This is a genomic window from Pontibacillus sp. ABV4_188 (assembly GCF_056311905.1).
The window spans coordinates 63,918-76,276 of record NZ_CM149975.1; the positions used below are offsets into that span (position 1 = coordinate 63,918).

Consider the following 12,359-nt stretch of genomic DNA (forward strand, 5'->3'; position numbering starts at 1 on the left):
ATTTCTCTTAGAGAATGGACAAGCACGGACTATAAGAACGCATAAAGAGTTTGCTATTTTGGATATTGTTAGAAAAACTTAAATTTTTTTATATTTTAGAAGGAATTCAAGTAGTTTTGTTGAATATTGGTAAATAAGTTCCTATGGAAAAAGGTGGTGACAAATAATGGAAGTAACTGACGTGAGACTACGACGCGTTAATACTGAAGGAAGAATGCGAGCAATTGCTTCTATTACGTTGGATGGTGAATTTGTTGTTCACGACATTCGAGTAATTGATGGCAACAATGGTTTGTTTGTGGCGATGCCTAGCAAACGTACTCCAGATGGAGAATTTCGTGATATTGCCCATCCAATTAACTCTGGCACACGTGGAAAGATTCAAGACGCTGTGTTAGAAGAGTATCATCGAGCGGGACAAGTTGAAGAAGAAGTGGAGTATGAAGAAGCTGGAGCTTCCTAATGCTTTGCAAGAAAAATCAGGAGTCTAATCATAGATTAGGCTTCTTTTTTTATGATAACCCCCTATTTAGGGAATTTATTACATATATGTAGGGGATATAGGAGGGTGGCTGTTTCGAGCCCTATAAAAGTCCTGCATAATAAGCTGTGAAGCCGTTCTCATAATCTTTTCTTTGTTGAAAATAGTACGGTTTTAAGATATATTCGTAATGGATAAAAAGGATGGAGGTTTCTTCATGAATAATCGCTATGCTATTGTATTGGCAGCCGGACAAGGGACACGTATGAAATCGTCTCTAACGAAAGTATTGCATCCTGTATGCGGTAAGCCTATGGTGCAACATGTAATAGATCAATTATCGTCTCTTCAACTAGATGAAATTATAACAGTAGTTGGGCGTAGTGCTGATGAGGTTCGAAACCAAATCGGTACGGATAGCCAATTTGTTGTTCAAGAGGAGCAGCTAGGGACAGGACATGCTGTTCAACAAGCTGAACCAATCCTTGGAGCCAATAAAGGTACAACACTTGTTGTAGCGGCCGACACCCCACTACTTACGGCTGAAACACTTGAGTCAGTGTTCGAATACCATGAACAAGAGCAAGCTAAGGTAACCGTTCTAACAGCTCATGCAGAAGACCCAACTGGTTACGGACGAGTAATCCGTAATGAACATGGTGATGTTTCTCGTATTGTTGAACATAAAGATGCTTCTGTAGAAGAACAAGAGGTTCAGGAGATTAATACAGCTATCTATTGTTTTGATAACGAAGCCCTATTTGAATCGCTGCAAAACGTTTCGAATGATAATGCTCAGGGAGAGTACTATTTACCTGATGTTATTGAAATCTTAAAGAACAAAGATGAGAAGATCGCGGCCTATCAATCAAAGAACTTCAATGAAACGCTAGGCGTAAATGATCGAGTTGCTTTATCTCGTGCTGAGAAAGCTATGCAACGTCGTATTAACGAGAGCCACATGAAGAATGGTGTAACTCTAATAGATCCTGATCACACGTATATTGGACTAGATGTTAAAATAGAACAAGACGCTATTCTTTACCCTGGTAGTGTACTTAAAGGAAGCACCTATATTGCTACAGGAGCAGAGATTGGCCCTCACACTGAAATTATTAATTGTACAGTTGGACAAGATACAATTATTAAGCAAAGTGTGGCTCATGAAAGTCAAATTGGCAATCGTGTAACCATTGGCCCTTACGCTCATATTCGTCCAGCATCCACTCTTTCTGATGATGTTAAAGTTGGAAACTTTGTAGAGTTAAAGAAAGTTTCCTTTGGTGAAGGTAGTAAAGCCTCTCACCTTAGCTACATTGGTGATGCAGAGGTTGGCAGTGGTGTGAATATTGGCTGTGGGACAATCACAGTAAATTATGATGGTCAGAACAAACATTTAACGACCATTCAAGATGATGCGTTTATTGGTTGTAATTCTAATTTGGTAGCACCTGTTACTGTAGGTCACGGTGCTTATGTAGCAGCAGGTTCCACAATCACAGATGATGTACCGGACCGTGCTTTATCCATTGCTCGCTCTCGTCAGACGAACAAGGATGGCTACGCAGATAAAATAAATCAATCGAAAAAAGATTAATGGAGGTTTTTTAGCGATGGCTACTTCTCAATATAAAGATCCAGCTTTAAAGGTTTTTTCTCTTAATTCAAATCCAACTCTTGCTCAAGAAATTGCAGAGAATATTGGTACAGAATTAGGAAAGTGTACGGTCACAAGTTTTAGTGATGGAGAAGTACAAATTAATATTGAAGAAAGTGTACGTGGTTGTGACGTATACGTCATTCAATCAACTTCAGAGCCTGTAAACCAACATATTATGGAGTTACTTATTATGATTGATGCATTGAAGCGTGCTTCTGCTCGTTCAATCAACATCGTAATGCCATACTATGGTTATGCGCGTCAGGACCGTAAAGCGCGCTCTCGTGAGCCAATTACATCCAAGCTAGTCGCGAACCTTCTTCAAACTGCTGGAGCAAGCCGAGTCATTATGCTAGACTTACACGCTCCTCAAATCCAAGGTTTCTTCGATGTTCCAATTGATCATCTAGTTGGTGTGCCACTTCTTTCTGACTACTTTGAAGAGAAGAACTTCGAAGATGTTGTCATTGTTTCCCCTGACCATGGTGGTGTGACACGTGCGCGTAAGATGGCAGACCGCTTGAAAGCTCCAATTGCGATTATTGATAAGCGTCGTCCTCGTCCAAACGTTTCTGAAGTCATGAACATTGTTGGTAACATTGAAGGAAAAACAGCGATCTTAATTGATGACATTATTGATACAGCAGGTACGATTACGCTAGCTGCTAATGCTCTTATTGAAAATGGAGCAAAAGAAGTTTATGCATGTTGTACACACCCTGTCCTTTCTGGACCGGCTATTGAGCGAATCGACAATTCTAAGATTAAAGAGCTTGTTGTTACAAATACAATTCCTCTTAAAGATGAAAAACGTATCGATAAGATTACCGAACTTTCTGTTGGTGAACTAATTAGTGAAGCCATCACTCGCGTTCACGAACGTAAATCAATCAGTGTATTATTTGATTAATTTACCTTTTTTCTAAAAATAAGGTTTATGCCCTCCTGAAAAGGGAATTATAAATCATTAGAAGCTTTATAATTCTTTGGAGGGTGATAAACGTGGCAGTAACAGTTAAAGCGAATACGAGAAATGATTTCAAACGTTCGACTAAAAATGAGCTTCGTAAGTCCGGACTGGTTCCAGCAGTTGTTTATGGAAAAGACAAAGAGCCAATTGCGGTATCGGTGAACAGCTTAGAATTATTAATGACAGTACGTGATGAAGGGAAAAACGCTATTATTTCTCTTGATATAGAAGGCAAAAAACCAGTAGACGTAATGTTACATGATTATCAAATTGAGCCGATTCGTAACGAGCTATACCATGCTGACTTCTATATGGTTGATATGAGTCAAGAAATGGATGTAGAGGTAGCGATTCACTTAGAAGGAGATGCACAGGGCGTGAAAGACGGTGGGATTCTATCTCAACCACTTCATGAACTTGCCATTCGCGCTAAGCCGAATCAAATCCCTGAAGAAATTACTCTAGACGTATCAAACCTGGAAGTAGGCGACAGTCTTCTTGTAAGTGATGTGAAAGCTGGTAAAAACTACGAAATCACACAAGATGAGACGACAACAATTGTTACCATTCTGCCTCCACAAACTGAAGAGATCGTCGAGCCAGGCGAAACTCAAGATGGAGATGCTGAACCAGAAGTCATTAATCAAAAAGATGATGACAAAGCGGAAGAGAGCGAAGAAGCCTAACTTTCTTCGGTTGGAAATGAGACGTAACCCAAAAGGTTACGTCTCTTTTTACACGTAAAGAAGGAATCTATGAGAGAATTGAAGAAGTAAAAGAGCAACGCTTTAGACTCTTCTTTTTCGATTATAATAAGATGTGAATAGAACGAATTAAGATGTATCAAAGAAGAGAGTGATTAGATGAAGTGTATTATTGGACTTGGGAATCCAGGACCTAAATTTGAAGAAACGCGACACAATATTGGTTTTATGGTCATCGATGAATTGTTAAGTCGACATAATTGGAAATTAGATAAAGAAAAATACAAAGGACAGCATACAGTCGAACGACTTGGTGGTGAGAAGGTTATGCTCTTAAAACCTCTTACTTACATGAATCTATCCGGGGAATCGATTCGTCCTTTAATGGAGTACTATGATCTGAACCCAGAAGATATAGTCGTCATCTATGATGATCTAGATTTACCTCCTGGTAAGGTTCGTTTACGTCAAAAAGGTGGTCACGGAGGCCATAACGGCATTCGATCTACCATTGATCAATTAGATACAAAAGAATTCCCGCGCATAAGAATTGGGGTTGGGCGTCCTAGTAGCCCTATGCCAGTCCCTGATTATGTTTTAGGGAAATTCCAAGGGGAAGATTTAGCTGCGGCTAAAGAGAGTATTCAAAAAGCTGCTGATGCGTGTGAAGCTTGGATGGAGAAAAGCTTTTTAGAGGTTATGAATGAGTTTAATAAATAATCTTTAGCTACAAGGCTTCTGGAAATCGTATATCGCCATTATATTTCGGACAAACTAGTGGCAAACAGCTAGTTTTAGGAGGATATAAATGGCCGTTAAATACCAATGTCGTCATTGTAAGAAAGAACTCGGAGAGCTGTCACAAGACGTGCTTGATTCCGTTGAACTTGGGCTTACTTCTCTAAATGAGGAGGAGCTTTTAGATATGGTGAGCTATCACGAGAACGGTGATGTGATGGTGCGCACTATATGTGAAGATTGCCAAGAATCATTAGAAGAAAATCCTCACTATCATGAACTTGATTTCTTTATTCATTAAGTTTACATGTTCGCTTTGGTAAATGAGCCAAAGCATTTTTGTATGGAGTGTGAGGATTAAGGGGGGGAACAGATTGCAAGGACTTAAGCAATTTCTAACACAACAAGATGATATCCACTCCATTCTATCGGGGTTTTCATCAGGTATGAAAGAACAGTTTGTTTCAGGGCTGTCAGGTTCTTCGCGAGGAGTGTTAATTTCACTCCTCGAAGAATCGGCTAAACGCCCTGTTTTAGTTGTGACTCATCAGCTTATGCAAGCCCAGCAGTTATACGAAGACTTACTAGGCTTAACCGATGCTGATCAAGTTCACTTATATCCAGTAAATGAGTTGATTGCTTCAGAGATCGCAGTGGCTAGTCCTGAGCTTAGAAGTGAACGAATTGAGGCGTTAAATCATTGGTCTCAAAGTAAGTCAGGAATTCTAATTGCCCCTGTTGCGGCACTTAAACGAATTTTGCCTCCAACGTATTATTGGGAAAACTACCAACTCCCGTTTAAAGTGGGCGGCGTCATTGAGATAGAAACATACATGAAGCAACTAATTGATATGGGTTATGAGCGCGCTGATATGGTATCTGCCCCAGGGGAGTTTAGCATGCGTGGTGGCATTATGGACATTTATCCATTAACCCAACCGAACCCATTGCGGATTGAACTTTTCGATGATGAAGTAGATTCCATTCGATACTTCGATTCTGAGAGCCAGCGCTCGTTAGAGAAGGTGAATCATGTAACGATCGGTCCGGCTAGTGAACTTTTGTTAACAGATGAAGATTTAGCAAGAGCTGCTCAAAATCTCGAGGGAGCTTTTACAGATACCCTTAAGAATCTTAAATCTCCTGAGCTTAAGGAAACACTATCTGAGAATATTGAAAGAGATATTGAAAGACTGAAGCAACGTGAGCGTTTTCAGGAAATGTATAAGTACATTTCTCTTTACTATGAGGAGTCTGCTAGTTTACTAGATTATTTACCGGATAATGGGTTGATGGTCTTTGATGAAATGAGCAGAATCCAAGAAACCGCTACACGTTTAGATGAAGAAGAAGCTGAATGGTATAGCAGTCTGTTGGAATCAGGGCAAATGGTTAGGGATTTATCAATCTCTTACAATTGGTCTGATGTTTGGCATTCTATCCATCATCCTCGGCTTTATATGTCTGTATTCTTACGTCATATCCCTAATACTCAACCCGAAAATATCGTGAACATTTCCTGTAGAGCTATGCAACAATTCCATGGACAAATGAATTTATTGCAAACGGAGATGGACCGATGGCAAAAAGGGGACTATTCTGTTTTGGTGGTGGCGCCAAATGAAAGTCGGGCTGAGAAAATTCAAGCAGTATTAGAAGACTATGATATGGAGGTCGCTGTTTCTGAGAAAGAGCCTTCTTTACCTTTAACGCATGCAACCATTGTAGTTGGGCACTTAACTACAGGGTTTGAGCTGCCCATGCATAAGGTAGCCGTATTGACAGAAAACGAACTGTTTAAGAAGCGTTCTACACGACCTAAGAGAAAGAAAAAGATTTCAAACGCTGAACGTATTAAAAGTTATCAAGACTTAAAAGTGGGCGACTATGTTGTTCACGCTCACCACGGTATAGGAAAGTACTTAGGGATTGAAACGCTTGAGTTAAACGGGCTACATAAAGACTATATGCTCGTGAAATACTCAGGAGATGATAAACTATATGTTCCTATAGACCAAATCGACCTGGTGCAGAAATATGTGGGTTCTGAAAGTAAGGAGCCTAAACTTTACAAACTGGGCGGAAGCGAATGGAAAAAGGTAAAAAGTCGCGTCCAATCTTCTGTTGAAGATATCGCAGATGACTTAATAAAGCTGTATGCAGAACGAGAAGCAACTAAAGGGTATGCTTTTGGAGAAGACACAGAGATGCAGCGAGAATTTGAAGCAGCGTTCCCTTACCAAGAAACAGAAGACCAAATTCGCTGTATTGAAGAAATTAAAACCGACATGGAAAAAGTACGTCCGATGGACCGACTTCTATGTGGAGACGTTGGGTACGGGAAAACAGAAGTTGCTATTCGTGCAGCGTTCAAGGCGATCGCAGATGGTAAGCAAGTCGTTATACTAGTTCCGACAACAATACTAGCTCAACAGCACTATGAAACAATCCGTGAACGATTTCAGGATTTCCCGATTGAGATTGGTTTGTTAAGTCGATTCCGGACACGTAAGCAGCAAAAAGAAACGACAGAAGGCTTAGAAAATGGCACTGTTGATCTTGTGGTCGGAACGCACCGAATTTTATCTAAAGATATTAAAGTGAAAGAATTAGGGTTATTGATTGTCGATGAAGAACAGCGCTTCGGAGTGAAGCATAAGGAGAAAATTAAGCAAATGAAGACAAATGTCGATGTCTTAACACTCACAGCCACTCCGATTCCAAGAACGCTCCATATGTCGATGTTAGGCGTGCGTGATTTATCCGTTATCGAAACCCCTCCTGAGAACCGTTTCCCGATCCAAACGTATGTACTAGAATACAATCATGTATTTATTCGGGAAGCTATAGAACGGGAGTTAGCGCGTGGTGGACAAGTCTTTTTCTTATACAACCGTGTAGAAAACATTGAGCGGATGGCAGAAGAAATTTCAGCGTTAGTTGATGAAGCGCGTGTGACGTATGCACATGGTCAAATGAATGAATCAGAGCTTGAAAATGTTATGTTCAGTTTCCTTGAAGGTGAGTCAGATGTGCTTGTATCTACCACTATTATTGAAACAGGAGTAGACATCCCGAATACAAACACGTTAATTGTGTATGATGCAGATCGCATGGGGCTTAGTCAGCTTTATCAATTGAGAGGACGTGTGGGTCGTTCAAATCGTGTGGCCTACGCTTACTTTACTTATCAAAAAGATAAAGTCTTATCAGAAGTGGCAGAGAAACGACTCCAGGCCATTAAGGAATTCACAGAGCTAGGTTCAGGCTTTAAGATTGCAATGCGGGACTTATCCATACGCGGAGCCGGAAACCTACTTGGTTCACAGCAGCACGGATTTATTGATTCAGTCGGATTTGATATGTACTCTCAAATGCTCAATGATGCAATCGAAGCAAAACAGCAAGGGAAAGAAGTGGAGGAAACGAAACCATTCGAACCTGAGCTTACTCTTAATTTAGATGCATATATTCCAGACTCTTACATCTCAGATGAGAAACAAAAGATTGACATGTACAAACGATTCCAATCGATAGAATCTCAAGAAGATCTCCATGATCTGCGTGAAGAAATGATTGATCGTTTTAGCGATTACCCTGAGCAGGTCGAGAATTTATACCAAGTAGCCGTATTGAAGCTTGCTGCTAAAAAAGAGCGTGTAGAGTCGATTAGTGAGAAGAAGCAAAAGATTGAACTGCTTATGGAAGCTGATGCGAGTCAGCGAATTGATGGTGCTAAATTATTTGAGCTGGCGAATCAATATGGCCGTATGATTCAACTTGGTACAGAGGGTCAGCAGTTGAAAGTGACCTTTAAATGGGATCGTAATACAGCACATCAACGCTATAAGACAATAGAAGAATTCCTCCAACAATTACCAGAATCTAAACATTCAGCGTGATGAAATTGTAAAGCAATATACCTGTTTTTGCTGTATAAATTAAGCCTCACTTTGAAGATTTTGATGTTTTCTACTACAAATATGAAGGAAAAATGTATAGTTCTGGCTTTGAGAAAAATACTATACCCATCAAATGGTGATTTTTGTTCTTTACAGGAAGCGATAACACATCACCAAGAGAATAATCATCAGATGAAAGTGAGGCTTCATGGAATGAAAGCAACTGGTATCGTAAGACGTATTGATGATTTAGGTCGGGTTGTAATCCCGAAAGAAATTCGTAGAACCCTACGTATTAGAGAAGGGGATCCTTTAGAAATCTTTGTAGATCGTGAAGGTGAAGTTATTTTAAAGAAGTATTCACCCATTAGCGAACTCGGTGATTTTGCAAAGGAATATGCTGATGCACTATTTGACTCACTTGGTCATCCTGTCCTTATTTGTGATCGTGACGAATTTATTGCTGTTTCAGGCGGCTCGAGAAAAGAGTATCTGAATAAAAGCATAGGGCAAAAAGTTGAACAAGCCATTCAAGACCGCGTTGTCTTAACAGAATCAAATGAATCAACCATTGAAATTGCAGATGGTATTGATGAGACAATCTCCTCTTACGTAATAGGTCCTATTATCTCTGGTGGAGATCCAATTGGATGCGTAATGATTCTTTCGAAAGAAGGAGAAGCGTTAACCAATGTTGAACAGAAAGCGGTTGAAACAGCCGCAAGTTTTCTGGCAAAACAAATGGAATAGAATGAAAGCGAGGAGCCTCATTTGCGTAGGCTCCTTTTTTCATACATACTTATATCATGAGAATGGAAAGGTTTAGAAAGGATATATTCATGGCAGTACATAATAAGCAACAACGATTGATGAGAGGGGCACTCTTGTTAACTTTAGCTGGTTTATTTGGAAAGGTATTAAGCGCTGGCTATCGTATCCCGCTTCAAAATATAGCGGGGGATATAGGGTTTTATATTTACCAACAAGTTTATCCGATATTAGGGATGGCTTGGATGATTTCGATATATGGGTTTCCGGTGGCAATATCCTCTCTTATAGCGAGAGCCCGGGCACGTGGGGAATCTCTTTCGGTTCGGGGCTTCTATACGCCTGTTTTTATCGTTATGGTAGGGATTAGCATTGTGCTATTTTCCGTTTTTTACTTTGGTTCCTCCGCTATTGCCTCATTTATGGGAGATCCAAGATTGCGTATGCCTCTCGAGGTGACAGCCACTGTGTTTTTGCTCCTTCCGTTTACTTCAATAGGAAGGGGTGTCTTTCAAGGGATAGATGAAATGACGCCGACAGCTGTGTCCCAAATGGTAGAACAGGTGGTAAGAGTTCTTGTCATTATTTCAGCTACGTTGTTCTTCGTGGGCAATGGATATAGCTACTATTACGTAGGATCTGGCGCAGCTTTTGGTTCCATTTTAGGTGGGCTTGCGGCATGTCTGGTATTATCTTTATATATTACAAAGCATAGATCTTTACTCCTCAATCCTTCTACTTCTTTTATTCCTATTCGCGAAATTTTAAAGATGATGGTTCTATCAGGCTTGTTTCTCTGTGTGAATTATATGATGCTGTTGCTAATGCAATTTGCGGATGCATTCACCATGGTTTCCTCCTTGAAGGGGTATGGACTTTTGTTAGAGGAAGCGCAAGAGATGAAGGGAGTCTTTGATCGGGGATATCCGCTTTTGCAATTAGGAACCGTTCTTGCATCCTCCCTAGCTCTTGCCATTGTTCCCTCCGTCACTAAGAAGCGCTTGGAGAACAAAACAACGGAGGTCAAAGAAAATGCAGGACAAGCGATGAAGCTGTCTTTTCTGATTTCTATTGCAGCTTCAGTTGGTTTATTTTTAGTGCTACCTGAAGTAAACATTTTGCTCTTTAAAAGCAGTGAAGGGGTTATTGCTCTCCGGGTGTTGTCCCTTGTCATTGTTTTTGCATCTATGACTTTAACACTATCTTCGTTATTGCAAGGGTTTGGGATTGTTTTCTTGCCAGCCTTTGCTGTAGCAATAGGAATGATTGTGAAAGTGATGTTAAACATTCTACTTATCCCAGAAGTGGGCCTTGCAGGGAGCGGTCTTGCAACGTTAATTAGTATTTGTGTCGTTTTCTTGAGTAATATACTGGTCTTTAAAAAACGAATTCCTTTCTCTTTAAGAGCTTACATACCTTGGAGGGCTACGTTTTTCTCATTAGGGATAATGACGGTGACTATATTCATTACAGGAGAAGCGTATAGGTATTTCATAGAGATGCAACAAAGACAGGATTATATAGGATATTGCATCCTTACGATTGGATTAGGTGCTGTAAGTTACGGTGTAAGTTTACTTAAAACAGGCGCTTTTACTGATAAAGAATTAAGTTACTTTCCGAAATCAACTAAATTAAAACGACTCAATAAAAGGAGGTCATGATGATGGCAAATCATATTAAAGTTATGGGTCTTGGTGCAGGTGACCTTGATCAGCTGCCATTAGGTGTATACAGAACACTTTTAAAAGGTGAGGGGTCTCGATATGCACGTACCCTTGATCACCCGGTTATTAAGGCATTAGAAAGTGAAGGGGTTACCTTCGAATCGTTCGATCGTGTGTATGAAGAAGAGGAGCAGTTTGGGGACGTATATGAAACGATCGTGGAACAGCTGATTCGTGAAGCGGAAAGTCGCGATCTTATATATGTGGTCCCAGGCCACCCTATGCTTGCGGAGAAAACCGTCCAGCTATTATTAACAGCTGAAAGAAAAGGACGTGTTTCAGTGTCGGTTGAGGGTGGACAAAGCTATTTAGATGACTTGTTTACAAGTTTACAAATTGACCCTATTGAGGGGTTTCAGTTTATTGATGCTACAGGCTTCCAAAGAAGCATGGTAGAACATCGCCAACATACCGTCTTTTGTCAGGTGTATGATGAAATGATCGCCTCAGAGGTGAAGGTATCACTGCTTGAAGATCTACCTCCTGAGTTCCCTGTTTATATTGTAGATGCTGTAGGAAGTAAACAGGAACGAATAGAACAAGTACCTCTATGCGAACTTGATCATCAAGTAGAACTGAGCAATTTAACAAGTGTATATGTTCCACCCGTTTCAGAAGAACAGCTCGCCCATCAATTCTTCCGGGTTCGTGACGTAATCGCAGCCCTTCGCGCACCAGATGGGTGTCCTTGGGATCGTAAGCAAACACATGAAAGTTTACGACCTTATTTACTCGAGGAATCCTATGAGCTTATACAAGCTATTGATGACCAAGATGATGAGGGGATTATAGAAGAACTAGGAGATGTACTTTTACAGGTCCTCTTACACAGTCAAATTGGCGAAGATGAAGGATTTTTCACAATCGATGACGTAATTCTATCTTTAACGGATAAAATGATCCGTCGTCACCCGCATGTTTTTTCGGATCGACAAGCAGATGATGTTGAACAGGTTATGAAGAATTGGGATGAAATCAAGAACGATGAAAAAGGTATGGAAAGACCCTCGGTGTTAGATGGAGTAGTAGAAGCATTACCTGGGCTTATGAGAGCTCAAGAATTACAGAAAAAGGCGAAGAAAGTAGGATTCGACTGGGATGATCCACAACCAATGTGGGAAAAGGTGAAAGAAGAAATGGGTGAGTTTCAAGAAAGTTTACGGTCTGAGACCTTTACTGATCAAGAATTAGAGTATGGAGACATCTTATTTGCGTTTGTAAATCTTGCTCGTTACTATAAAATCAATCCAGAACTTGCGATCCAAAGAACCAATGATAAATTTGAACGACGCTTTAAAGAAATGGAAGCAGTGATTTCTTCCGAAGGTCAAGTTATGCAAGATATGGCGTTAGACCAGTTAGACGGTTACTGGGTTCAAGCGAAGAATAGAGAGAAGGGAGAGCAATAA

The 12,359-nt window shown here is 40.4% G+C and carries 10 protein-coding genes; all 10 read left to right on the top strand.

Going from position 1 to position 12,359, the window contains the following annotated elements; translation table 11 throughout:
* Positions 1 to 166: 166 nt before the first annotated feature.
* Positions 167 to 463, top strand: coding sequence for a septation regulator SpoVG (gene spoVG, locus ACYX4O_RS00330; protein ID WP_036787219.1), 297 nt, complete (start codon positions 167 to 169; stop codon positions 461 to 463).
* 235 nt (positions 464 to 698) lie between these two features.
* Positions 699 to 2,078 (top strand): bifunctional UDP-N-acetylglucosamine diphosphorylase/glucosamine-1-phosphate N-acetyltransferase GlmU, encoded by a 1,380-nt coding sequence (gene glmU / locus ACYX4O_RS00335; protein WP_476353685.1) that lies wholly within the window; start codon positions 699 to 701, stop codon positions 2,076 to 2,078.
* Between the two features lie 16 nt (positions 2,079 to 2,094).
* Complete coding sequence (locus tag ACYX4O_RS00340) at positions 2,095 to 3,051, top strand: ribose-phosphate diphosphokinase (protein WP_188656067.1); 957 nt, start codon at positions 2,095 to 2,097, stop codon at positions 3,049 to 3,051.
* 92 nt (positions 3,052 to 3,143) lie between these two features.
* Entirely contained in the window at positions 3,144 to 3,797 is a 654-nt protein-coding gene (locus ACYX4O_RS00345; protein ID WP_476353687.1) for a 50S ribosomal protein L25/general stress protein Ctc, read from the top strand.
* Positions 3,798 to 3,974: 177 nt separating this feature from the next.
* The gene (gene pth, locus ACYX4O_RS00350) at positions 3,975 to 4,535 is read left to right on the top strand and encodes an aminoacyl-tRNA hydrolase (RefSeq protein ID WP_476353689.1); all 561 of its coding nucleotides are present in this window, start codon (positions 3,975 to 3,977) and stop codon (positions 4,533 to 4,535) included.
* Positions 4,536 to 4,623: 88 nt separating this feature from the next.
* The gene (locus tag ACYX4O_RS00355; RefSeq protein ID WP_476353691.1) at positions 4,624 to 4,854 is read left to right on the top strand and encodes an anti-sigma-F factor Fin; all 231 of its coding nucleotides are present in this window, start codon (positions 4,624 to 4,626) and stop codon (positions 4,852 to 4,854) included.
* Positions 4,855 to 4,927: 73 nt separating this feature from the next.
* Complete coding sequence (gene mfd, locus ACYX4O_RS00360; protein WP_476353693.1) at positions 4,928 to 8,455, top strand: transcription-repair coupling factor; 3,528 nt, start codon at positions 4,928 to 4,930, stop codon at positions 8,453 to 8,455.
* A gap of 213 nt (positions 8,456 to 8,668) precedes the next feature.
* Positions 8,669 to 9,205, top strand: coding sequence for a stage V sporulation protein T (gene spoVT, locus ACYX4O_RS00365; protein WP_036787266.1), 537 nt, complete (start codon positions 8,669 to 8,671; stop codon positions 9,203 to 9,205).
* Between the two features lie 89 nt (positions 9,206 to 9,294).
* Positions 9,295 to 10,887, top strand: coding sequence for a putative polysaccharide biosynthesis protein (locus tag ACYX4O_RS00370; RefSeq protein ID WP_476353695.1), 1,593 nt, complete (start codon positions 9,295 to 9,297; stop codon positions 10,885 to 10,887).
* Positions 10,888 to 10,889: 2 nt separating this feature from the next.
* Complete coding sequence (gene yabN, locus ACYX4O_RS00375) at positions 10,890 to 12,359, top strand: bifunctional methyltransferase/pyrophosphohydrolase YabN (RefSeq protein WP_476353697.1); 1,470 nt, start codon at positions 10,890 to 10,892, stop codon at positions 12,357 to 12,359.